Genomic DNA, 24411 nt, shown 5'->3' with positions numbered 1-24411 from the left:
GAATGTAGGTGTTGGAACGCGCAGTGTACTGGGAGTTGCAATGCCGTGCGATGGGGCGAGCGGGGATTATTAACGGGCCGTCTGCCACCAAGCGGGAAACATCTGCTGCACCCGTGGCTCGGCGAAACGCTCGTCGATCAGCAGCAGCACGCCACGGTCGTCATCACCGCGGATAACCCGCCCGGCGGCCTGGATTACCTTGCGCACGCCGGGGTACAGGTAGGCATAGTCGAACCCCGCGCCAAACTGGCGACCCAGGCGCTGTTTGAACTGCTCATTGATCGGGTTGACCTGAGGTAGGCCGAGGGTAGCGACAAAGGCGCCGATCAGGCGCGTACCCGGCAAATCCACCCCTTCGCCGAATGCCCCGCCCAGGACGGCAAAGCCGATGCCCTGCCCGTCTGGCACAAAGCGCGCAAGAAACGCCTCGCGCGCCGCTTCATCCATACCCGCAGCCTGCTCCCAGCGTGGCAGTTGCGGGTAACGTTCGGCCAGCAGTCCGGCGACCTGCTGCAGGTATTCAAAGCTGCTGAAAAACGCCAGGTAGTTACCCGGCCGGTTGCGATACTGCTCGGCAATCAGTTCGACGATCGGCGCCAGCGAAGCCTGCCTGTGCTGAAAGCGGGTCGACACCTGGCTGACAATGCGCACATCCAGTTGCTCTGCCTTGAACGGCGCCGCGACCTCAAGCCAAGCAGTATCGCCAGGCATGCCCAGCAGGTCGGCATAGAAATGCCGTGGGCTGAGGGTGGCGGAAAACAACGTGACACTGCGCGCGGCACTCATGCGCGGGCCCAGCAAGCGCGCCGGCACTACATTGCGCAGGCACAGGGTGGCCAGGCGCCGCTTGCGCGGGCCATTGCGCAGGCTGATGTCGAAGATGAAATGCTCATCGAACAACTCCGCCACCCGGCTGAAATGCAAGGCCTGATAGAAGAACTGCAAGAGCAGCGGGTCGACTTGCGCAGGCGCCTGGTTCAGGCGCTCTTGAATCAAGCCAATGCACTGCTGCAACGCGCTGAGCAAGCCGTCGGGCAATCGCTCGCTGGCCTGGTACTGCGCATGCTGGTCCTTGTACAGGGCGTTCCATTGGCGGTTCAGCCGATCCAGCGCACTGACCAACCCTTCGGGCTTGCTCTGGCGCAACGCCTGCAGTTGGCCTTGATCCAGGCTGGCGCTGTACATGCCTCGCCCCCGCTCGACCAGGTTATGCGCCTCGTCCACCAGCACCGATACCCGCCACTGGTTGGCTTGGGCCAGGCCAAACAGCAAGGCGTGCGCATCGAAATAGTAGTTGTAGTCGGCAATCAGCACATCAGCCCAGCGCGCCATCTCCTGGCCCAGGTAGTAAGGGCACACGTGATGTTCCAGGGCCACCTCACGCAGCGCCTGGCGATCGAGCAATGGCCGCGCGCCTGCTGCCTCGCGCGCCGCAGGCAGGCGGTCGTAGAAACCCTTGGCCAACGGGCAAGATTCGCCATGGCAGGCGCTGCCGGGGTGTTCGCAGGCCTTGTCGCGGGCGATCAGCTCCAGCGTACGCAAGGCTGGCTGGGGCGTGGCCTGGTCGATCTGGCGCAAGGCATCGAGTGCCAATGCCCGGCCGGGCGTCTTGGCCGTCAGGAAATACAGCTTGTCGAGGCGCTGCGGCGCCATCGCCTTGAGGAGCGGGAACAGCGTGCCCAGGGTCTTGCCGATGCCGGTACTGGCCTGGGCCATCAGGCAGCGGCCGGTACTCACCGCCTTGTACAGGGTCTCGGCCAATTGGCGTTGGCCCTGGCGGAACTGCGGATAGGGGAAGCTCAGCGCCTGCAAGCCCTGGTCACGCTCGGCGAGGCGCTGTTCCTGCATCTGCGCCCAGGCCAGAAAACGTTGGCACTGAAGCTCAAAGAAGCGCTGCAACTCTGCCGCTGTGTGCTGCTCGCTGATCACGGTTTGCCGATCGCTGTCGACATCCAGGTAGACCAGCGCTACCTCGACCTCTGCGAGTTGCCGCGCCTGACACAGCAGCCAGGCATAGACCTTGGCCTGGGCCCAGTGCAGTTGGCGGTGGTTGTCGGGTTGCCGGGCCAGGTCACCGCGGTGGGTCTTGATTTCTTCCAGGCGATTGAGCTGCGGGTCATAGCCATCGGCACGCCCGCGCACGCGCAAGCTTTCATAGTCCCCTTCAAGGGCGACTTCGGCCTCGTAATCACCAGCGCGCCGCGCCACCACTCGCCGATGCCCGGCGATGCCTTCCTGGGCGGTGGGCGACGGGGTGAAGCGCAAGTCCAGATCACCGACCTTGGCGCTGAACTCGCATAATGCACGCACCGCCACGCTGTAGCTCATGCCGGCGCCTCACACCAACGCACGTGGCACACGGCGACCGGCAGACCGTGCTCACGACAGAACTCAAGCCAGCGCAGCTGGTTGTCCTGCAAGCGATCCCCCGGCCCCTTGACCTCGACCATCAGGTAACGCCCCTGCTCAGGCCAGAACTGAATCAGATCCGGCATGCCGGCGCGATTGCTGCGAATATCCTGCAACAAGCGCATGAAGCACTGCTTGAGATGGGCGGCGGGCACACAGGCCAGCGCCTGCTCGAGCAACTGCGGGGTGAGCATCTGCCAGAACACGAACGGTGACTGCAGCCCCTGCTTGGCGGCAAAGCAGGCCAGGATGGCCTGGGCATGGCTGCCATCATCCAGGCGCGCCAGGCAGGCCTCGAACAGGGCACTGCGCCGCTGCTGAAAATCTTCGTCGTGCAGGTCCTGAGGGGCCATTTGGAACGGGTGAAAGAATGCCCCCGGCACCGGGGCGAAGATCGCCTCCCAGCAGAGCAGGCCGAACAAGCTGTTGAGCAGCGTGTTCTCCACGTAATGGACCTGCCCCCCTTGCTTGGCCAAATGCACGCGCACGGCCTCCTCGACCCCAAGTTCGGCCATCTCTACGGGCAGTTGCAGCTCGATCGGCGTGACCACGGACGCACGGCGCCTGGCCGCGGGTGGCCCGCCCAACTTGCGCGTCAGGCGCGGCAGCATGCGCGCCAATGCCTGAACCTCGTGGGCGTTGCCGGGCGCCGCGGCCATCTGCTCGGCGAGTGTCTTGGCCTGCGCCCACTGCTCGCTGCGCTCCAGTACCCGCACCTGGCGAATCCGTGCCTCAGGGTGGCGGCTTTGGCCATAGACCTTCAGCGCCAAGTCCCATTCGGCCAGGCGTTCGCACTGCTGGCCGATGCTGAACAGCACCCGCGAGCGGCGCCGCGCCAGCCAGGGGTTGTCGCTGTGCAGGCCCTGCAGCGTGGCCAGCAGCAGCGCCGGCGCCTCGCCCTGCTCCAGACGCTCGGCACACTGGTGCAAGGCCATGGCCAGGTCGATCTCGGCGCGTTGGCGCAGCGCTCGGCTGTCATCGCTGAACGGGACCTTTTCAAAACGCAGCATGCCCAGGTCGGCCAGGACGAAATCCGACCAGTCCTGATAGAGATTACCGAAGAACAACAAGCGCAAGCGGTCGCATAAGGGTTGCAGGCGCCAATGGATGATCTGCACGGGGCTGTCGGCAAACCACTGCGCGAAAGGCCTGGGGGGTAATGATAAGGCCTGCAACTGCGCCAGCAGGTCCGGCTTGGCCGCACGCGGGCGGCTCAGTTGCGCCGCGAAGCACTGCACCAGCTCCTCCTTGCGCAGCACGCTGAACAGTTGCTCCAGCGACAAGGGGGCCTGCGTGCTGACCCAGCCCAACGCCGTCAGCGGCTGTAAGGCGCAGTGACTGTCACCGATCTCGACATACTCGAGTTTGTCGCTGCGAAACAGCTCGCCCTTGCGCATGACCATGCGCACCAACAGCGCCTGGGCAGGCTGCTGCAATTGCTCGAACGCACTGATGAACGCCTGCTCGTGGTCGTCGAGCAGATCGGCATAGCGCACAGCCACCCACGCCAGGACCTTACGGAAGTTATGCAGATAATAGAGGGGGTCATCGACAGAATGAGCGATCACGGCAAAAGGTCGGGCAGCGGCAACGAACACTGGTTATACATACAGATATCGGTGCCTGGCAAGCGCTGCGCCCGGCCACCTAGCGCCATCGAGCAGCGGCAAAAGCCCGCCCTGCCTGTGCTGCACGCCTTTGCTACTCGTCGACTGGCACTGGCAACAGCCGACGAGTGGCGCAGATTATCCGGGCCAGGGGCTAGCGATTTCGGCTGCGCTCGTAAGCCGCCAGCACGATACGTTCCGACTGCACCAGGTAGGCATCGAGCATTGCCGTGGCCTCATCGGGCCGGCCTTCCTCGACACAACGCAAGATCGACGCATTCATATCGACATAAGGCAGGTGGAGAAACTCCGGATCATTGAGCACGCCAAAGGCCAGGCGCAACTCAGCGGCGATCTGGCCATAGAACACCACCATCCGCGGGCTATCAGCCAGCTCGACGATGCCCTTGTGGAACATCATGTTGGCGGTGCCGACAGCTACCCAGTCCTTGGCCTCGCGCGCACGCATGCCGGCCTCGACCGCCTCGCGCATCTGCAGGGTGCCTGGGTGCATGGGAAAGCCCTGGGCAATGGCCTTGCATTCAATGAAACGGCGCACCCGATAGATGTCGATGATCGACGCCATGTCTGGCTCTGCCACGGTTACGCCACGGTTGGGCTCGTGCTTGAGCAGGCCCTCGCGGGTCAGCACCCGGAAGGCCTCACGCAAGGTATTGCGGGAAATCTGCAGGCTCTCGGCCAGCGCTGCTTCGGACAGGCGCTGGCCGGGTACCAGCTCGCCTTCCACCAGCATTCTGCGGACTTCCTGGGTGATGGACTCGCCCAGCGTGCGTGGCAGGGAACAAGCAGCGTCGTTCATAAGCAATCCAGAAGGAGATAACCGTGCAGATGTTCCATCAGCACCTTGTGCTTGGCAAGACGCAGCGTCACGGCTGCTCCATTAGGTAACACCGCTACCGACAATTGTTACAATCTGGTGCACATTGCTCATCCACAAACAAAACATTGTTGAACAATCCATTACCAATATACCTACATTGCAGCGGTTTTATTTGAGCTTGGCATGCACATTGCTCTACACAAGCACCTCTCATTGTAGGAATGATGCCGTGACACAGCTCGCTCATGACTTCACCAAGGCGCGACGGTCTTCGCTGATCGCCGCGATCTTCATGATGGCGACTTCCGCCATCGGGCCAGGCTTTCTCACCCAGACCACCACCTTTACCGCCACCCTGGGTGCTGCGTTTGCCTTTGGTATCCTGGCCTCGATCCTGATCGATTTCGTCGTGCAGCTGAACGTCTGGCGCATCGTGACCCTGACCCGCATGCGCGCCGCGGAACTGGCCAATACCGCCATTCCCGGCAGCGGTTATCTGCTCACGGTACTGGTGGTGTTCGGTGGCTTGGTGTTCAGCCTGGGCAACATCGCCGGCGCCGGCCTGGGCCTGAATGCCCTGACGGGCCTCGATCCCAAATGGGGTGGCGCGTTCAGCGCGCTGGTGGCCATTGCGATCTTCTCCTCGCACCGCGCAGGGGTTGCCATGGACCGCATCATGATGGTGCTCGGCACGCTGAAAGTCGGCCTGATCGTGTTCGCCGCCTTCGCCACCCACCCGCCGTTGGGCGAGGCCCTGCGCCAGGCGGTCTGGCCTGACTTCATCGACTTCGCCTCGATCACCACCATCGTTGGTGGCACCGTCGGTGGCTACATCACCTATGCCGGTGCACACCGCCTGCTCGATCGCGGCGTGGTCGGGGTAAAGAACATCGAGGTGGTGTCCAAGGCTGCGCTGACCGGCATTCTGGTCACCGGCATTGCCCGTTACGTACTGTTCTTGGCCGTGCTTGGGGTGGTCGCCAGCGGCGTGGTCATCGACGTTTCCGGCCAAGGCGCCAACCCGGCTGCGCAAGCGTTCAAAGCCGCTGCCGGCGACATCGGCATGATGGCCTTCGGCTTAGTGCTGTGGGCGGCCGGGATCAGCAGCGTGATCGGCGCCTCGTACACCTCGATGTCGTTCATCACGGTGTTCTCCAAGCGTATCGATGAACGCGTACGCAACCTGAGCACGGTGGTGTTCATCCTGATCGCCTTGGTCCTGTACATGATGCTGGGCAAGCCACCTGCGGCGCTGCTGGTGTTCGCCGGCGGCTTCAATGGCTTGATCCTGCCGCTGGGCCTGAGCATTTTCATGTACGTTGGCTGGCGTCGCGCCGACCTGATGGAAGGCTATCACTACCCTCGCTGGCTGCTGGTGCTGGGCGTGGTGACCTGCCTGTTGTCGTGGTTCATGGCATTCAAGTCGGCAGGTGCCATCTTTGCCTTTATCAACGCAGCCTGATTACCGCGGAGACTTCAACATGCGTTCCATTGATCTGAACAGCGACTTGGGGGAGAGCTTCGGCGCCTGGAGCATGGGCGACGATGCGGCGATCCTCGAAGTGGTCAGCAGCGCCAACGTCGCCTGTGGCTTTCATGCTGGCGACCCGCTGGGCATCCTGCACACGCTGGAGACCGCCGCGGCGCGAGGCGTAGCCATTGGCGCCCACGTGGCCTACCCGGACCTGGTCGGTTTTGGCCGGCGCAACATGGATATCCCTGCCGAGCAACTGCGCGCCGATGTCATCTACCAGATCGGCGCGCTCATGGGCCTGGCGCGCAGCGCCGGCACCCGGGTCAGCTATGTCAAACCGCATGGTGCGCTGTACAACACCATCGCCCATGACCGCACCCAGGCAGACGCGGTGATCCAGGCGGTACTGCGGATCGATCCGCAACTGAAACTGGTGTGCCTGGCCAACTCGCCGCTGCTGGACTGGGCCGGCGAGGCGGGCCTTTCGTGTATTGCCGAGGCTTTCGCCGACCGCGCCTACACCGCCCAGGGCACGCTGGTTTCACGCTCGCGGCCGGGCGCTGTGCTGCACGACCCTGAGCTGATCGCCCAGCGCATGCTGCGCCTGGTGCGTGAAGGCGTGATCGAAGCCGAGGACGGCCAGGTGATCAGCCTGCAAGCCGAGTCGATCTGTGTGCATGGCGACAGCCCCGATGCGGTCAGCATCGCCCGCGACCTGAAAACCCGCCTGCTCGAGGCAGGCGTCACACTCCGCGCATTTTCCTGAGGTTGACCATGACACCATTGCAGCAGGCCCGCCAAGCCGCCGTCGACGCCCGCGCCCGTTATCGCGCAGGGCTGGTAGCACCGAGCGCCGGCCAGGCGCCTGGGTTGACCCAGGCCAACATGATTACCCTGCCCCGCGAATGGGCCTACGACTTTTTACTGTTCGCCCAACGCAACCCGCAGGCGTGTCCCGTCCTAGACGTCACCGAGCCTGGCAGCTACAGCACGTTTCTGGCCGAGGGCGCCGACCTGCGTACCGACCTGCCCGCCTACCGAGTCTGGCGCGACGGCCAGCTGACCGAGGAAGTCAGCGATGTCCGCGAGCACTGGGCGCAACACGACGATCTGGTCAGCTTCCTGATCGGTTGCAGCTTCACCTTCGAGGCCGACCTGATCAACGCCGGCATCGACGTGCGCCACATCAGCCAAGGCTGCAACGTGCCGATGTACCGCACCAACAAGCTGTGCCGCCCGGCCGGGCGCCTGCATGGCGAAATGGTGGTGTCGATGCGCCCGATCGCTGCCGAGCGCGTGGCGGATGCGGCCAGGATCACCGCGCGTTACCCAGGCGTGCATGGCGCACCGGTGCATGTGGGCGAACCGGCTCTGCTCGGCATCGAGGATCTGGGGCGTCCCGACTTTGGCGACGCGGTCACCCTCAAACCCGGCGAGATCCCGGTGTTCTGGGCGTGTGGGGTAACACCGCAGGCGGTGGTGATGGCCTCCAAGGTGCCATTTGCCATCTCCCATGCACCCGGGCACATGTTCATTACCGACATTGCCGACAGCTACTACCACGTATAGGAGTGGAGCATGCGTTTCTATCCGGTCAGCCTGGACGCGCTCCTGGTTGAATTGGCGAACCTGGACGAGACCCTGGTCTTGTTCGACTCGCTCCAGCATGAGCCCATCGTCGGCGTGAGCGAGATCATTCCGGCAGCGCGCACCCTGCTCGTGCACTTTTGCCCCTTGACCCTGCGCCGCGAGGCGCTGGCCGCACGAATTGCTTCGCGCCAGCTGCACGGCCAGGCGCGCGCGGCCGGCAAGCTGGTCGAGATTGCCGTGCACTACAATGGCGAAGACCTCGAAGAGGTGGCGCGGGCGCTGGATATCAGCGTCCAGGAGGTAATACGCCGTCATACCGGCAGCGATTACAACGTCGCCTTCTGCGGCTTCGCCCCAGGCTTTGCCTACCTCAGCGGCGGCGCCGAATTCGTCGTGCCCCGGCGCAGCACCCCTCGCACCCGCATTCCTGCCGGAGCCGTAGCCCTGGCTGGCGGCTTCAGTGGTGTTTATCCGCAAGCCAGCCCCGGTGGCTGGCAGATCATCGGCATCACTGAGCAAAAGATGTGGGATTTGCAGCGCGAGCAGCCGGCTTTGCTCCAGCCGGGCTATCGCGTGCGCTTTCACGATGCAGGCCCCCTGCCAGGGACGCGGGTCTCGGTTGCCCTAGCCAACCCTCAAGCAACAGCGCCCACCGTGGGCCAGACCCTGGAGATTGTCTCGCCTGGGCTGCAAACGCTGTTGCAAGACCTTGGCCGCCCAGGCCTGGCCGGACAAGGCGTATCGGCCTCGGGGGCAATGGACAGGGGCGCCTTGCGCGCCGCCAACCAGGCCGTGGGCAACGCTGCGGCGAGCGCCTGCCTGGAAATTCTCATGGGCGGCCTGAAGCTCATTTGCCATGGCCAGGCAGTGGTCGCAGTTACCGGCGCCACAGCGGCGCTGCAAGTGCGCACAGCTGACGGCCAACTGCTGCAACCGCAGCTGTACATGCCCTTTGCCTTGCACGATGGCGATCAACTGAGCATCGACGCGCCTACGGCTGGCCTGCGCAATTACCTGGCCATTCGCGGCGGTTTCGATCACCCGCCAGTGCTGGGCAGTCTGTCGACCGACACCCTCGCCCAGGTTGGCCCCGCGCCACTGGCGGCGGGGACTCGCCTAGGCTTCCAGCACCGCAGTGGCGGCGCCGCAGTGTCGCTCAGCGAGCAAGCGGCGTTCGCCATGCCGCGCGCCGATCAGGTCATCACCCTGGATGTGCTGATGGGCCCGCGTAGCGATTGGTTCACGCCCCACGCACAGACGCTGCTGGCCGAACAGCTGTGGCAGGTCACGCCGCAATCGAACCGGATCGGTATCCGCCTGGCCGGCGCGCAGCCCTTGGCGCGCGCCGTCGATGGCGAGCTGCCCAGCGAAGGCACCTGCGTCGGCGCCATCCAGGTGCCGCCCAGTGGCCAGCCGGTGCTGTTCTTGGCTGACCATCCGTTGACCGGCGGCTACCCGGTAATCGGCGTGGTTGCGCCCTATCACCTGGACCTGGCCGGGCAAATTCCAGTCAACGCACGTATTCGCTTCAACCCGCTGGGCGCATTCGAGCCCGTGTGCCCTGCCCTTTCTGACGAGATCCAACAGCGATGAAAAAGGTTCTGATTGCCAATCGCGGCGAAATCGCCGTCCGTATCGCCCGCGCTTGTCGCGACTATGGGGTGGCATCGGTGGCGGTGTACGCCGATGCCGATATCGATGCGCTGCATGTCCGTCAGGCCGACGAGGCCTATGCGCTGGACGGCCAACGGCCGACCGACAGCTACCTGAACATCGACAAACTGCTGGCGGTGGCGGCACGTGCCGGCGCTGACGCCGTGCACCCTGGTTATGGGTTTCTCTCTGAACGCGCCGACTTCGCCCGTGCGGTGATCGCCGCGGGCCTGACCTGGATCGGCCCAGACCCCAGCACCATCGATGCACTGGGCGACAAGGTGCAGGCTCGGCGCATCGCCCTGAAAGTCGGCGCGCCCCTGGTGGCCGGCACTGAAGACCCGGTCAAGGATGCCAGCGAAGTTGTCGCGTTCGCCCAGCAGCACGGCCTGCCGATTGCCATCAAGGCCGCGTTCGGCGGTGGTGGGCGTGGCCTCAAGGTCGCCTGGAAGCTCGAAGAAGTCAGCGAGCTGTATGAGTCGGCGGTGCGCGAGGCGGTTGCCGCCTTCGGTCGTGGCGAGTGCTTCGTCGAACGCTTCCTCGATCGCCCTCGGCACATCGAGGCGCAGATCATCGCCGATCGCCACGGCCGGGTGGTGGTAGTCGGCACCCGCGACTGCTCGCTACAGCGGCGCAACCAGAAGCTGATCGAAGAAGCACCTGCGCCGTATCTGACCGATGAGCTGCGCCAGCGCATCCATGCCTCGGCACGCGACATCTGCGCCGAGGCCGGTTATGTCGGCGCCGGGACGGTGGAGTTCCTGCTCAGTGACGATGGCACGCTGTCGTTCCTGGAGGTCAACACGCGTTTGCAGGTGGAGCACCCGGTCAGCGAAGAAACCAGTGGTATCGATCTGGTCATCGAGCAGCTGCGCGTTGCCCAAGGGCTGGCGTTGTCGTTCAGCGATACGCCAGTTCCGCGCGGCCACAGCTTTGAGTTTCGCATCAACGCTGAAGATGCCGGCAACGGCTTCTTGCCAACGCCCGGCGCCATCACCCGCTTCCAGCCGCCCACCGGACCTGGCGTGCGTTTGGACAGCGGGGTGGTCGAGGGCTCGCGGGTTTCGCCCAATTTCGACTCAATGATCGCCAAGCTGATCGTGACTGGCGCGACCCGCGAGCAAGCCATCGCCCGTGCCCGGCGCGCCTTGGCCGAATTCCAGGTCGATGGCGTTGCCACTGTGTTGCCGTTCCATCAGGCGGTGATGGCGCATGCCGATTTCACCGCCGCCGATACCTTCGCGGTGCACACCCGTTGGATCGAGACCGACTTCGCCGATCAGATAGCAATCGCCCCGCGCAGTGCCAATGCTGCCGACCCTGGCGTGCTGCGCAGCTTTGTCGAGATTGACGGCAAGCGCCACCAACTGGGCTTGCCAGCGGCGCTTCTGGGCGGTTTGAGCCTGAACTCGGCCGCACAGAGCACTATCGGCCAAGCCCAGGTGGAACCCTTAGACCCACAAGCGATAGTCACCCCGGTCGCGGGCAACCTGCATACTTGGGTCGTTGCCAACGGTGAAGCGGTGCAGGCCGGGCAAGTGGTGGCGGTGATGGAAGCGATGAAAATGGAGACGTCCATCCTCGCACCCTGTGCAGGTCAGTTGCAGATTGGCCAGCAGCCTGGCGCCTACTTTGAAGCCAGGTCGGTGATCGGCCGTATCCAAACGCCAGACTGAGGCCAGGGCTGAATCTGCGTAACGTGCGTGGTAATTGGGTGTTCGCCCGGTTACCGCGCGCATTCAAGTGAATACCATTGCGCGCCTGCCTGACGTTCACCGTGGATCCTCTGGAGGCACCTGCTCTTGCAACGCCTGGCTGAGCAGACGTAACCCATGCTGCAGGTTTTGCTCGTTGGTGCCCTCCCAGACCAACAACAGGCACTGATGAAAGCGCCCCTGCAAACTGAACCGATCACCAGGGACAATCAGCAGGTCACTGCCCGCCACTACCTCGACTGCGCGATTGCTGGCCAACGGCTGGTGCAGGCGTACCCACAGTGCCTGGCCTCCCTGCGGCATACAAAAAACCACCCATTCACCCAAATGCAGCTGGACCTGCTGACAGAGCAACTGCATGCGCGCCTCGCGTTCCCTGCGCAAGGGCGCCAGATGGCAATCCACCTCGCCTTTCACGTACAACTGGGCCAGCGCCTGTTGGCGCAGCGGCGGCAGCAAAAAACCTCGCTGGGCAAACTTTTCGGCGACGCCTGCATGACGACACAAGACAAAGGCATAGGGCGCTTCGGCCCCCACTTCAGCCTCCAACGAACCCAGCACCAGCACGCCTTTAGGCTCTAGCCAGTCGCGCAGACGTCGGTTCGCGGGCGCCGCGAAGCTCAGCTCACTGTCCAGGTCGTTCTCCAGCAACCAGGCCGGATGCTCAGCCAGCAACGCGGCAATCTTGTGTTGTTCAAGCTCGGTCAGCAGCCGCCCGGTCGGCAAGCTCAGGCACGCCGGCATGACCACCAGACGCACCGGTTCACGCGCCAACAGCCGCGCAAAAACATCCAGGTCCAAGCCGCACTCGGCATCCAGCGGAACCTCCAGCACACGCAGGCCGGCCAACTGCAACCCGCGCAGCAGTCGCCAGCAACAGGGCGATGCGACCAGCGCTGTGGCGCCGCGCAGGTGCAAGGCGCAGAGCAGGGTTTGCAGCAGTGCTTGGACGTCGGTGGCCAGGTGCACATCCTCGGCGCTCCAGCATTGACGCGAAGAGCGGGTATAGCGCGCCGCCAGTGCGTTACGCAGTAACGCGCCCCCCACCGCCCGCCGTGGCCCACTCTGGCACGCGCTCTGGCGCGACAAGCGACGCTCCTGCCGGAGCAACGCGCGCTCCAGCGCGGCTGATGAAGACAGCGGCACATGCAATGCCGACAACCGCTGCGAGCGTGGGTTAGCGGCCTGAGCTTCGTCCGTCAAACAAGCACGCACGAAGTAACCCGACTTGGGCACTGAACGCACCCGCCCCTCATGCTCGAGCAGGCTGTAGGCACTTTGCACCGTCGCCAGCGACACGCGCAGACGACGTGCCAGATCGCGGAGCGAGGGCAAACGCCCCTCACCGTTGCGGTCCGCTTCGCCAATCAAGCGCTCCAGGTAGCGATAAACCGTCTGGTAGGCGAACTCGCCGCGGGCCGACCGGCTCATCAGGTCGCGACCTGAGGCACCGCTCTAGCGCTAACGTGCAGACGCAGGGCCAAGTCACGCCGCGCCAGATTGGCCACTACGCGTCTGGCCGGCTGGCCCATGCGCCGGGCATAGATCGCCTTGAGCTGCGCCAAACTCAGACCGCTGACATCCATCAACCACTGCTGCACCGGCTCAGGGCAGGGTTTGCCCTGCAAGGCCCGATGCAGATAGGGCAAGGCGACCCGCATACCGGGATGGCAATACTCAACGAAACCCTCAAGCCCGCGCCCATGATCGGCGAACGGGGCATGAATCAGGCAAATCAACTGCTGCTCGGTCAACCCCGCCAGGTTCAGAAAGCGCGCCTGGGCCGAGTCACACGCCTGCGTGGAATGAGCTCGATCGCGCACCGCCAGCCCCAAGCGCCCTTCTTTGTGCCCCTTGCGCTGCTGACGGCCACGCAACTGGCGCAGGTGCAGCAACGCGTCAAGATCAAAATAAGCCATCAGGGGTGCCTGGGACCTGGTAGGTTCGAGGTGCACGCCGAGCATCTGCTGCAACTGGCTGTCGTCGAGCCTGTCCTGCAGCAAGTCGTCCACCGCGATCACCCGCAGCGGGCTGTCTGGATTTGCCGCGGCCGCTGGATGCTTGGGAGCATCCAAAGGTGCGTCCGCCAATGCTTGCAGCCAGCCAAGCGCCTCGGCCAGCGTCGCCAAATTCAGATAGGTACCCTGCAGACCCAACTCGCCCGTCAAACGCAGGCAGCGCCGACTCCACGCCAGATAGAGCAGGCGCTGGCGCTCAGGGATGAGCGTGATCAGGGCGCTCGCACCATGGCTATTGTCCAGTACCAGGCAAAAAGCATTGGCCAGTTGCAGGTGCAGACGGCTACCGAACATGGCTTCAGGCTGGCCTGCGGTCAGGTGGCCAAAAAGCAACAACGCTTGGCGCGATTGCGCCCAAGGCTCGATCGACATCGTTGGCCGCACGCCAAAGGGCACCACCGATTGCCCTTCGATCATCAGCAACTCCACCCGCGCATCATCCTGCATAAACAGTTTGCCGAAGCTGCGCTCATGGTTGACCAGGGTCTTGTGACTGATGGCCGGCAGCGCGGCGACCACCACGCGCAGTCGGAAGGTGGCAGGCGCACGCAAGGCGATGGTCAACTGCGCAGCACGCAAGCAGGCTAGCAAATGTGCGCTTCGTCGGTCTTCCCCATGCACCACTAGCAACTGAAACTGGCCAATGTACTCAACGCCCCCAGCCGCCACCAGCAGTCGCTGGATCAATAACTGCATAGATGCGCGCTGGGCTTGGGACATATGTTTCAACAAGCGCTCCAGCACTTGCTGATAAATGTACTGCATGGCTTGGTCATGAATATCACTCATGGGCACCCCTTCCTTTCGAGGACTTCTGCTCACCACTAAATAGTGCGCAAAATCAAGTTAGCTTCTCGCTTATCGGACGTTTCTTACATCTATTTAGGAACCAGCCAAGTGACAACCTACTGCCGCCAAACCATTGAAAGAAAATCGCACCACCATCGCCCCCAACCGCGCTCTACCCTGCTGCATATCAACGTGCATATTCATTCAGCACTCCCGGAGCTGACTATCATCGGGCCATTATCAATCCTTGCCCAACGAATAAAAGATACAGATCTCGGTAAAAAAACCATTCAGCAAGGAACCACCAAGGATCTGCCCATAAAATTGACCAAACAAAACAAAAGAACAAAAAGAAAAAGTGGACTTGCAACTTACGAAAACATAAACGACCGTCATCTGTTACTTCAAAACCCGTAGGAAACATCCGAAAAAAACATGCATCTGCGGATACTTGATCATTTAGTTCGTGTCGGGGTCGGTTAAGCGACCTAGCCGCTGCAGATAGCCATTCGCGCTACAGCCCTTCACACAACACACCCTCGCCAAGATTGCAATTCACTTCAAGCTCGCCCAAGCTCAGCCCCTCTGCCTCAACGGACTCGCCGATGCCCCGACACCGTCACTACCTGATCGCTGTGCTGTTGCTGATTCTGGTATCGGTGGTGATCGGCTATTTGTCGCGCAGCGAAGCGCCCACCGCGCCCGCCCTGCCGCCACATAGCTACGCCAAAGCCCTGCGCATGGCCCATAACGGCCAACCGGGCGCCGCCCGCGTGCTCTATCAGCAATTGCAGCGCAACGACCTGGCGCCGATTCGTCGCGCGGCGTTGTATGCCGAACTGGCCAACTACCCTTCACCTAAAGCGCTGGAGCTGGCCAAGCTTGATCTGCAGCACGACGAACCGTTGGTGCGCCGCGCCGCCATTGCCAGCATTCGCCAGCTATTGCCCGCGACGCAGCGCAGCCTGGTGCTAGGGCCACTGCTTGATGACGATGACCAGAGTGTTCGCTTTGCCGCAGTGGACGCCTTGCTGGGCCTGGATCCCGATGCGATTGGCCTGTACTTCGGTCCACTGCAACAGGCCCTTGACCAATTCCAGCAAGCACTTGAAGCGCAACCGCAAGATCCCGCCGCGCAAATCCACCTGGCACGCCTGTATTTGCACGAACACGACTACCAGCGCGCTAATGCAGCCCTGCAACGCAGCCTGAAAGCGTCACCGGAGAGTCTCGAGGCGTTAGCTATCCAAGTTCGTTTGTTGGAGCGCCAGGGTCAGCACGATGCATCTCGGCAGGTGCTGGGCAAGGCCCTGGCCTTGCAGCCAGACTCTGCTTTTTTGCAGCACCAACTAGGCCTCTGGCTGACTCGCCACGATCAGCACGAATACGCGCTATTGGCGTTCTCCCGCGCAGTGGAACTGCAACCTGACGATCCCGACTATCGCTACGCGCTGGCGCTGACTCTGCACCAGTTGGAGCAGGTTGAGGCCGCGCAAAAACAGTTGGAGACGGTATTGAATCGACAGCCGGCCAATCGCAAGGCGCGGGTATTGCTAATCCAATACTGGAAAGAGACCGGGCAGTTGCAAAACGTTCAGGTGCTATTGGCCGAACTTGAGCGGCTAAACCCGGATGATCCAATACTCCAGCAAGGCCTTTAGAGAAATCCTTAAACAGTTTGAACCCCGGTCCCCGGGCCATTGTCCAGTGGATATCGGCAGGGTCACTTGCGACCCGCCAACTGTTTAGGGAGAACAGCCTTGGCCGCTTCGTTGTCGCTGGACGAGCGTGCACTGATCCTGGCTCCAGCACGTCTGGGGGCGAAGACCAGCAGAATGCTTGCGGCCGCAGGAATCGGCTGCCAACGTACAACCGATCTGGCGCGCTTGTGTGGCTGGTTATCCGAGGGCGTTGGCCTGGCGATCGTCGCTGAAGAGAGCCTATCCGACGATCAGAAATCACCGTTGCAGCAATTTATAGATGGCCAACCTGAATGGTCCGACCTGCCCATTGTGTTGCTGGCAGATATCCACTCGCCAACCACCGGCCCACCGCGAGAACGCTTGGGTAACCTGCTGTTGCTGCAGCTTCCTTTCGATGATTGCCAGCTACTGAATCTTAGCCAATCGGCCCTTCGGGCCCGACGCCGTCAGTACCTTGCTCGCGACCAGCTGCTTGAGTTGCAGCAGCAATTGCACGATCAGGCGCAGCAGCGGCAAAAAGAAGTCCAGGCACTGCACCAAACGTGCAAGATGGAAGCCGTAGGTCAATTGGCCGGCGGCGTTGCCCACGACTTCAATAATCTGTTGACCAGCATAGGCGGAAGCTTCGAGTTAATTGACCGCTACCTGCAACAGGGCCACACCGACAAGCTTGGCGCGGTGTTGCGCATGGGCCAGGAAGCCGTTACGCGTGCCGCACGCCTGACCCATCGGTTATTGGCGTTCTCCTCCCGGCAATCGCTGGACAGCCGCAGTGTCGACCTGAGCGCCTTGCTCGAGTCGATGCCATTGACTGACTTGGGCGGCGCAATCCGCGTGCACTTACGCCTGCCGGAGAACCTCTGGAGAGTACAGGCGGATGATCAGCAGCTACGCGAAGCGCTGGGCAACCTGCTGACCAACGCCTCGGAGGCGATGCCCAGCGGCGGCGAACTGACCATCGAGGCGAGTAACCTGCGGGTTGACAAGGCACGCTTGGCCCATGAAGGCTTGGCCAGCGGTGATTATCTGCGCATCAGCATCAGCGACAACGGCCAAGGGATGTCGCAAAGCACTCTGGAGCGGGCTTTTGAGCCATTTTTCAGCACCAAACCGGTGGGTCAGGGCATCGGCATGGGGTTGTCGATGGTCTATGGCTTCAGTAAACAATCGCATGGCCATGTAGCGTTGCACAGTGAAATTGGCCGAGGTAGCAGGGTTGATCTGTATTTGCCACGCGACCCAGGCAATGTGCAGCCTCAAGCCAAGACCAATCACCTACCCGCCCCCACTGCCTGGGCTGATCAGCATGTGCTGATAGTCGAAGACGACGAACATGTGCGCCTGCTGGTGTGCCAGGCGCTTGCCGAAGATGGCTTGGATTGCCAGGTAGCGAGCAACGCCAACGAGGCGCTGCGGGTGCTGCACTCCCCTCGCCCACTGGCCTTGCTGATCAGTGATGTCGGGCTCCCCGGAATGAATGGCAGGCAATTGGCTGAAATCGCCCAGCAGCTGCGTCCGGAGCTGCCTGTGCTGTTCATCACCGGTTACGCAGAAACGGCGATGGCCAGGGATGATTTTCTTGGGCCAGGCATGCAATTGATCTGCAAGCCGTTTGAACTCAACCACCTGCAACAGAGGGTTGCGCGGATACTGGGCAAACGCTCAAGCGGCGCTAGCAACTAATCATGCACTTGGCCTGCTCTACCAAACTGTCCAGGGTAAAGGGTTTGAGCATCAGCGCAGTTCCTGGCTGGCTGAGCAATTGCTGCTCTACGGGTTGTTCGGTAAACCCGGTAATGAACAGAATTTTCTGTTCGGGGTTGAGCAGACGCATGGCCTTGGCGACCTGACGTCCACTAAACCCTCCAGGAAGCCCAATGTCGGTGATGACCAAATCGAACTTGCCAGCTAGCCGGTACTGCCCTAAAGCGGAGTTGGCATCGGTAGCATCACTGACCTCAAAACCAAAGTCCGACAATGCCTCCTTCATCAAATTGCGTAGATTGGCCTCATCGTCGATCAGCAGCACGCGCTCTCCGCGTCCACGTGCCGAACTTGCCGGTAACGCTGCTGGGGCCTGTTCTGGTTCCGGCAACGCCTGGCCACGCGGAAACATCATCGACACCCGGGTGCCCCTACCCAAGGTCGATTCAGCCCACGCGTGGCCACCCGACTGCCTGACAAAACCGTAGACCATCGACAACCCCAGCCCGGCCCCTCGACCAGCCGGTTTGGTGGTGAAAAATGGTTCGAACGCGCGTATCACGTCTTCGCTCGACATGCCATGGCCATTGTCCTCGACATGAATGGCCACGTAATCGCCGTTGGGCAAACCGCTACCATTTACCTCCGAGCCCGTCAGACGCTGGTTGACGCTGCGAATCGTCAGCTGGCCGCGGTCCCGGCAGGCATCACGGGAGTTGGCGCACAGGTTGATCAATGCATTTTCCAATTGCGCGGCATCCAGATAGACCGGCCATGACGCCGTATCCAATTGCCACTGCAAACGCATCTCCGGCCCCAGTGCCTGCAACAGGATCGGCTCAGCCGCTTCCAGCAAACGGTTGATATCCAAGTTGCGCGGTGACAGTGGCTGGCTTCTGGAAAATGCCAACAATCGATGAGTGAGGGTCATGGCCCGCTGGACTGAATCACGGGCCAATAGCACATAGTTGTCGATTCGTTCTAATCGCCCTTGCGCCAAGCGCCGTTGCAGCAGCTCGAGGCTGCCGCCGATACCCGACAACAGGTTATTCATCTCATGGGCCATACCACCCGCCAACTGCCCTACAGCTTGCATCCGCTGGCTGTTGCGCAGGAGCATCTCGCTCTGGCGAATGGCGTCTTCGCGCTCTTGGCTGATATCGCGCCCCACCGCCGTCAGCACATTACCCTCAAGCCTGCCGCTCCAGCTGAACCAGCGGTAATGCCCCTCTTTGTGACGCAGCCGGGTTTCGATCTGCTCAACCCCGTTGCCATGCAGAACATCCAGGACTGCACTACGGATTTGCGGTCGATCGGCTGGATGCACCAGTTCAAGGATCGGCATGCCCGCCACTTCATCCTCACTCCAACCCAAGATCTGCAGCCACGCAGGATTGGCCGCCTGCAAGCGCATGTCGCGCTTAAGCATGACCATGGCATCGCGCGAAAGCTGCCAGATGTGGTCTCGGTCAGCCATGTAGCGAGCGATCTGTTTTTCGAAGGTTGTCGCCAATTCTCGCCACAGGCCTATGGTTTCCATGCTCGCGGTGGTATCGATGACCGTGTGCAGAACGCCCGCCACTGCACCCTGGTCATCCCTGATGGGGGTGTAGCTGAAGGCATACCAGGCTTGGCCAATGCTGTTGCCAGGGCCTATCCGAATAGGGGTGTCTTCAACGAAACTGGCCTGCCCTTGCAGCGCCTTGAACACACACGGGCCGATCACTTGCCAGTGTTCGTCGCTCCACAACGAATCGAAAGAACAGCCCAAGGTCTGCAGGTTTGCCGGAAATAGGCCTCGGTACCCCTGGTTATGGATCACCGTGAGCTCCGCCCCCCATGCCAGTGCGCTGGGGAACGGCGAATGCTGCATCATGTCAACGGCAATGCGCAGGGCTGGCGGCCATTGGGGTAAAGCCCCCAAGGATGTTGTGCTCCAGTCGAACTGGCTGATCGACTTGTCCATGCTGTCAGCAAGGGGGGCGGCTGGCGTAAGGCTAATTACCTGGAGTCCAGGCTCGGATGACCTACCTTTCGCGACCAATTTGTTCATTCCTTGACGTGGTTGGCTGCCCAGCATCATCTGCCCGGACAAGGCGTACTGCAATATTTGGTTAACCACCGGCTCAGCCGAAAAACTCGGCTCATCGCGCATGCCGCAAGGCTAGCACATTGCCATCACTGCGCTGATGGCATCGCGCTCAGTGCCAGCTATGCTGATTAGGCTTTGCCATGCGTTCCCGGAGTCACCGGGCCCTTTCCTGTCGATGGAGCGAGGTCATGAGCAAGAAAATTCTAGTCGTACTGACCAACACCGCCAAATATCCAACCCTTAAACGCGCAACCGGCCTGTGGCTGGGCGAGGCGGTCCACTTTGTCGAGGTGGTCGAAAAAAGTGGCTACGCCGTTGACTATGTCAGCCCCAACGGCGGGTACATTCCCATTGACCCGCACAGCCTGCAGATGGCGCAGGATCTGGATTGGCAGTGGTATGACGACAAGCAGTTCATGAACCGTCTGGGCACTACCCTCAGCCCGGGCCAGGTCAAACCTGATGATTACAGCGCGATTTACTACACCGGTGGCCATGGGGTTATCTGGGATTTCCCGGATAACACGGCGCTGCAAGAGCTGGCGCGGCGCATCTATGAAAAAGGGGGCGTGGTCGCGTCAGTCTGCCATGGGGCGGTAGGCTTGTTGAACATCAAACTTAGCGACAACACGCTGTTGGTCAAAGACCGTGAAGTCACCGGGTTTTCCAATATCGAAGAACAGCTGGTTGAGCTGGATAAGGTCGTGCCCTATCTGACTGAAAACGAACTAGGCGCTCGAGGTGGTAAATACAAAAAACATGAAGATCCGTGGAAGCCGTTCGTTGTGTGCGATGGGCGGTTGATTACCGGCCAAAACCCAGCCTCTAGCGCGTCGGTGGCGGAAAAAGTTGTAGAAACGCTCGGCAAGAAGAGCTGACTCCCACAGCGCGCGACCACATTTACCAGAGTTAAACCGGCTCAAGCCTACAGCTCAGTGAGGATGTCCCCCGTACCCTCCCCAGCATCTGTCCAACCATGGACAGCTCTGACAAGGAGGGTAAGCCGATGTCGAAACTCAAGTATGCAGCACAAAGCCTGTTGCAGCTTTTGCTGATTATAGGGGTTGGGTTGGTGCCTGTGGCTGCGGGACTGACAGTGATGGTCTATCAGCTGGAGCGCAAACTAGACGAGCACGCTCGCGTGTCGGCCAGCGAAGCTGTGCTAGTCATCGATCAGGTGCTGGACAACTTGCTTAGCGCCGCCAGCGAGTCCTTGGTATATGCCGGTAGACCGTGCGACCGCGTGATCGGTGCGTTGAAAGCCCGCACAGCCAAGGACTCACGAATTAGTTCACTGATGTTGACGCGCAACAACAAAGGTTATTGCAGCACTTTACCGCCTCCCTATCCAAGGCTGCACCACTCTGACAGCCAAGGCCCGAATGTCAGACTTAATTTAACCGCTCCTAGCACCCCCAATGGGGTGGTCGTTGAGTATCGGTTAGCAGCCCGCAACTCAGGCGTTGTCGCCACCGCCTATGGCCTTGAGCTGCGCAACGCATTGTATGGTTTCCAGGGTGACTTGGTGATGCTGTTGGAGTTCGATGACAAGTACATCTGGGCCCGAGGCGACAGTCGGGAGCCGACGCGGCCATCGCAATCGGAGTTCTTCCAGAGTGAGCGATCAGCCAAACATGGCTACACGCTTAAAGCAGGCTATCCAACCGGTCACACTGCTCAGGAGATACACCATTCCCTACTCGGAACTCTCCCGTCACTGGCGCTAGTGGGCGTGCTGACCGCTGCCATGGCCTATTGGGGAATTCACAGAAAAAGGCATAAAACCACGGCAACCCCCGCCCTTAACACCAGACGGGGGCGTGCGAGCAGTTAATCGGTGCTAAGCACACCGCGACGCACCTGATCACGCTCGATCGATTCGAACAGGGCTTTGAAGTTACCCTCGCCAAAGCCATCATCGCCCTTGCGCTGGATGAACTCGAAGAACACGGGCCCCAGCAAGGTTTCCGAGAAGATCTGCAGCAGCAGTCGCTTGTCATCGGCCTCTGAAGCACCATCGAGCAGGATACCGCGGGCCTGCAGCTGATCGACCGGCTCACCATGACCAGGCAGACGCTCTTCAAGCATCTCGTAGTAGGTTTGCGGCGGAGCGGTCATGAAGCGCATGCCTAAGCCTTTGAGGGCGTCCCAGGTCTTGATCAAGTCATCGGTGAGGAAGGCGACATGCTGGATGCCCTCGCCGTTGAACTGCATCAGGAACTCTTCGATCTGCCCCGCCCCCTTGGACGACTCCTCATTGAGCGGGATGCGAATCATGCCGTCGGGAGCGGTCATGGCCTTGGAGGTCAGGCCGGTGTATTCGCCCTTGATGTCGAAATAGCGGATTTCGCGGAAGTTGAACAGTTTCTCGTAGAAGCCTGCCCAATAGGCCATCCGGCCGCGATAGACATTATGAGTCAGGTGATCGATGAGCTTGAGACCTGCGCCGACCGGATTACGATCGACCCCGTCGATGAACTTGAAGTCGATGTCATAGATCGAGCTGCCTTCTTCATGGCGGTCGATCAGGTACAGCGGCGCGCCGCCAATCCCCTTGATCGCAGGCAGGCGAAGCTCCATCGGGCCGGTTTCGATCTCGACCGGCTGGGCGCCCAGTTCCAGCGCGCGGGCATAGGCTTCATGGGCATTGCGCACGCGAAATGCCATGCCGCACACCGACGGGCCATGCTCGGCGGCAAAGTAGGATGCGATGCTCTTGGGTTCGTTGTTCAGAATCAGGTTGATACCGCCCTGGCGGTACAGGTGCACGTCCTTGGAACGGTGCGACGCCACCTTGGTGAAGCCCATGATCTGGAATACAGGTTCCAGCACACCCGGGGTCGGCGAGGCGAGCTCGATGAACTCAAAGCCCATCAGGCCCATTGGATTGTCAAAGATATCAGCCATGTTCGTGTCCTCATCTACAGCGCATTAACGGTGGGTCAGGTGCTTGGGATGTCGGACAGACGTGGTGGTGAGCAGGGGATGCCCCGCACGCTGCGGGCGAGGAAGCCACCTATGATCAACGTGAACCCATGATATGTCATATGGACCCATTCTCGGCGGGCTTGATCCTCCAGGAGGGAGAACCTTATTGTTGTATTCGTAAACCGATTCTATCTGGCGTAAATCGGTTTGTCGCGTTTTAAGTGCGTCAAGCTAACCGACAAACGGCTATCCTGTGCGTACTCCTTCTTCAAGATTAGGTCAGCATGCCCCTTTCAGTTAAACGTCCCGCCCGCTGGAGCTGGCGCGCCCTGCTGCCCTGGGTGGTCGGCGCACTGCCCCTGGTGTGTGGGGCGGCGGTGATGAACTGGCAGGCGCAGCGAGAGTTGCGCGAGAGCAGCCAGGCCATCACCGAGCAGGTGCTGCAGCACATCGAGCAGATCCTGGACAGTTTGTCGGATTCTGCCAGGTCACTGTTTCCCTTGGTCGGCAAGCCCTGCGCTGAAGTCGAGGTAGCCTTGCGCAGCCAAGTGACGCGCAACGCGTTCGTACGTTCGACCAATCTGTTCGAACGCAACACGCTCTATTGCAACTCGCTGTTTGGCGAATTTGACGAGCCTGTAAACGCGGCTGACTACACCGAAGGCCGGTTGTGGCTGATGGATGGCAATTCGGTGACACCTGGCCACCCGCTGCTGGTCTATCGCGCCAGCGAAGGCGCTCGCGGCGCCATCACCACAGTGGACGGCGATCACCTGCTCACGGTCCTACGCATGCTCGGTAGGGACGAGGACCTGCAGATCCAGGTGGGCAATAGTTGGATGGGCAAGGACGGCGTGGTTCGTCACGGGGCCCCGCCGACGGCAGCGACCGCAGCAGTGGTACAAGCTTCAGCGCGCTATCCGTTCAGTGTGCATGGCGGCTATGGCGCGCATAAACAAGCCGAACTGATGCGCGATCATTATCCTGCGCTGCTCAGTCTGTTGCTGTTGCTGGGGGTGGTGGCCGGAAGTGTCGTACGCTGGCAGATCCGCCGCGCCTCGTCGCCGCGCAGCGAGCTGGATCGCGCCCTGGAAGCAGATGAATTCCTGCCCTATTTCCAACCAGTGGTACGCAAAGGCGACTATCGCTGGGCCGGCGCCGAAGTGCTGATGCGCTGGAATCACCCACGCGAAGGCCTGGTGCGCCCTGATTTGTTCATCCCGTATGCCGAGCACAGCGGCCAGATCGTCGCCATGACCCGCGCACTGATGCTGCATACCGCCCAAGGCTTGGCGCCTTACGCAGCGCTGCTCGAAGACGGCTTCCATGTCGGCATCAATATCACTGCCGATCATTGCCGCGACCTGCGCCTGCTCGACGACTGCCGGACCTTCCTGCAGCACTTCGAGCCAGGTCGGGTGAAGCTGACCCTGGAGCTGACCGAACGCAAGTTGATCGAAGCCACACCGGTGACCCTGGAATTATTCGAAAAACTTCACGAAATGGGCGTGATGATTGCCCTGGATGACTTCGGCACCGGCCAGTCCAGCCTGAATTATCTGCGCCAGTTCAACGTCGATTACCTGAAGATCGACCAAAGTTTCGTCGCCATGATCGGCGGCGATGCGCTGTCCCAGCACATCTTGGACAGCATCATCGAGCTGTCGACCAAGCTAGGCCTGGGCATTGTCGCCGAGGGGGTGGAAACCCAGACCCAACGCGATTACCTCGAACAGCGCCAGGTAGATTTCCAGCAAGGCTTCCTGTTCGCCCGGCCGATGCCGCTGGATGAGTTCCTGCGTGCCTTGGCTGCACAAAGCTCGCGGTTGCCGCAACCAGCGCGCCCTGAGATCATGCGCGGCTGATCCACCCGCTCATCTCCTGTAAC

The 24411-nt window shown here is 61.4% G+C and carries 18 protein-coding genes; 11 read left to right on the top strand and 7 right to left on the bottom strand.

The annotated features are described in order from the left end of the window. Window positions 1–69: 69 nt before the first annotated feature. The 3 genes from OIU19_RS07375 to OIU19_RS07365 all read right to left on the bottom strand — a co-directional run bounded on the left by OIU19_RS07375 (window position 70) and on the right by OIU19_RS07365 (window position 4836). The gene (locus tag OIU19_RS07375) at window positions 70–2328 is read right to left on the bottom strand and encodes an ATP-dependent DNA helicase (protein ID WP_264234467.1); all 2259 of its coding nucleotides are present in this window, start codon (window positions 2326–2328) and stop codon (window positions 70–72) included. Beyond that, a complete protein-coding gene (locus OIU19_RS07370; RefSeq protein ID WP_264234466.1) occupies window positions 2325–3977 on the bottom strand; it encodes a VRR-NUC domain-containing protein in 1653 nt (550 codons plus the stop codon). The genes OIU19_RS07375 and OIU19_RS07370 overlap by 4 nt, the downstream gene beginning before the upstream one ends. A 193-nt stretch (window positions 3978–4170) precedes the next feature. Then, window positions 4171–4836, bottom strand: coding sequence for a GntR family transcriptional regulator (locus OIU19_RS07365; RefSeq protein ID WP_264234465.1), 666 nt, complete (start codon window positions 4834–4836; stop codon window positions 4171–4173). A gap of 250 nt (window positions 4837–5086) precedes the next feature. Between OIU19_RS07365 and OIU19_RS07360 the strand changes: the two genes are divergently transcribed. The 5 genes from OIU19_RS07360 to OIU19_RS07340 are packed head-to-tail and all read left to right on the top strand — an operon-like array spanning window position 5087 to window position 11250. Continuing rightward, entirely contained in the window at window positions 5087–6319 is a 1233-nt protein-coding gene (locus OIU19_RS07360) for an NRAMP family divalent metal transporter (protein ID WP_264234464.1), read from the top strand. Window positions 6320–6338: 19 nt separating this feature from the next. After that, complete coding sequence (locus OIU19_RS07355) at window positions 6339–7097, top strand: LamB/YcsF family protein (protein WP_264234463.1); 759 nt, start codon at window positions 6339–6341, stop codon at window positions 7095–7097. A gap of 8 nt (window positions 7098–7105) precedes the next feature. Then, on the top strand, window positions 7106–7900 hold the full coding sequence (locus OIU19_RS07350; RefSeq protein ID WP_264234462.1) for a putative hydro-lyase: 795 nt from the start codon (window positions 7106–7108) through the stop codon (window positions 7898–7900). A gap of 9 nt (window positions 7901–7909) precedes the next feature. Beyond that, complete coding sequence (locus OIU19_RS07345; protein ID WP_264234461.1) at window positions 7910–9514, top strand: 5-oxoprolinase/urea amidolyase family protein; 1605 nt, start codon at window positions 7910–7912, stop codon at window positions 9512–9514. Beyond that, window positions 9511–11250, top strand: a complete 1740-nt coding sequence (locus OIU19_RS07340; protein ID WP_264234460.1) for a biotin carboxylase N-terminal domain-containing protein — start codon at window positions 9511–9513, stop codon at window positions 11248–11250. The genes OIU19_RS07345 and OIU19_RS07340 overlap by 4 nt, the downstream gene beginning before the upstream one ends. A 96-nt stretch (window positions 11251–11346) precedes the next feature. Here OIU19_RS07340 and OIU19_RS07335 read toward each other — a convergent pair whose 3' ends face one another. Together OIU19_RS07335 and OIU19_RS07330 are read right to left on the bottom strand one after the other, a co-directional pair. Continuing rightward, the gene (locus tag OIU19_RS07335) at window positions 11347–12720 is read right to left on the bottom strand and encodes a PLP-dependent aminotransferase family protein (protein WP_264234459.1); all 1374 of its coding nucleotides are present in this window, start codon (window positions 12718–12720) and stop codon (window positions 11347–11349) included. Next, complete coding sequence (locus OIU19_RS07330; protein ID WP_264234458.1) at window positions 12720–14096, bottom strand: hypothetical protein; 1377 nt, start codon at window positions 14094–14096, stop codon at window positions 12720–12722. Before OIU19_RS07330 ends, OIU19_RS07335 begins: the two co-directional genes overlap by 1 nt. 108 nt (window positions 14097–14204) lie before the next feature. On the opposite strand from OIU19_RS07330, the gene OIU19_RS07325 reads away from it, so the two are divergent. The 3 genes from OIU19_RS07325 (at window position 14205) to OIU19_RS07315 (ending at window position 17482) form a co-directional block, all read left to right on the top strand. Further along, window positions 14205–14513 carry a hypothetical protein gene (locus OIU19_RS07325; RefSeq protein ID WP_264234457.1) on the top strand — a complete coding sequence of 103 codons (309 nt, stop codon included), beginning with the start codon at window positions 14205–14207 and terminating at the stop codon, window positions 14511–14513. Window positions 14514–14701: 188 nt separating this feature from the next. Further along, entirely contained in the window at window positions 14702–15757 is a 1056-nt protein-coding gene (locus tag OIU19_RS07320; RefSeq protein ID WP_264234456.1) for a tetratricopeptide repeat protein, read from the top strand. A gap of 99 nt (window positions 15758–15856) precedes the next feature. Further along, entirely contained in the window at window positions 15857–17482 is a 1626-nt protein-coding gene (locus OIU19_RS07315) for an ATP-binding protein (protein ID WP_264234455.1), read from the top strand. On the opposite strand, the gene OIU19_RS07310 is transcribed toward OIU19_RS07315, so the two are convergent. Then, entirely contained in the window at window positions 17472–19586 is a 2115-nt protein-coding gene (locus OIU19_RS07310) for a PAS domain-containing sensor histidine kinase (RefSeq protein WP_264234646.1), read from the bottom strand. The two genes, OIU19_RS07315 and OIU19_RS07310, sit on opposite strands and share 11 nt — an antisense overlap. Before the next feature lie 197 nt (window positions 19587–19783). On the opposite strand from OIU19_RS07310, the gene OIU19_RS07305 reads away from it, so the two are divergent. Further along, window positions 19784–20473, top strand: coding sequence for a type 1 glutamine amidotransferase domain-containing protein (locus OIU19_RS07305; protein WP_264234454.1), 690 nt, complete (start codon window positions 19784–19786; stop codon window positions 20471–20473). A gap of 128 nt (window positions 20474–20601) precedes the next feature. Then, on the top strand, window positions 20602–21429 hold the full coding sequence (locus OIU19_RS07300; RefSeq protein WP_264234453.1) for a CSS-motif domain-containing protein: 828 nt from the start codon (window positions 20602–20604) through the stop codon (window positions 21427–21429). Here the strand turns inward: OIU19_RS07300 and hppD are convergent. After that, entirely contained in the window at window positions 21426–22502 is a 1077-nt protein-coding gene (gene hppD / locus OIU19_RS07295) for a 4-hydroxyphenylpyruvate dioxygenase (RefSeq protein WP_186553439.1), read from the bottom strand. The genes OIU19_RS07300 and hppD overlap by 4 nt on opposite strands. A 305-nt stretch (window positions 22503–22807) precedes the next feature. On the opposite strand from hppD, the gene OIU19_RS07290 reads away from it, so the two are divergent. Beyond that, window positions 22808–24388 (top strand): EAL domain-containing protein, encoded by a 1581-nt coding sequence (locus OIU19_RS07290; RefSeq protein ID WP_264234452.1) that lies wholly within the window; start codon window positions 22808–22810, stop codon window positions 24386–24388. Window positions 24389–24411: the final 23 nt, after the last annotated feature.

This window comes from Pseudomonas sp. BT-42-2 (genome assembly GCF_025847435.2).
In the GTDB taxonomy this organism is placed as follows: Bacteria; Pseudomonadota; Gammaproteobacteria; order Pseudomonadales; family Pseudomonadaceae; genus Aquipseudomonas; species Aquipseudomonas urmiensis.
This window is presented reverse-complemented; position numbering and strand designations above follow the sequence as displayed.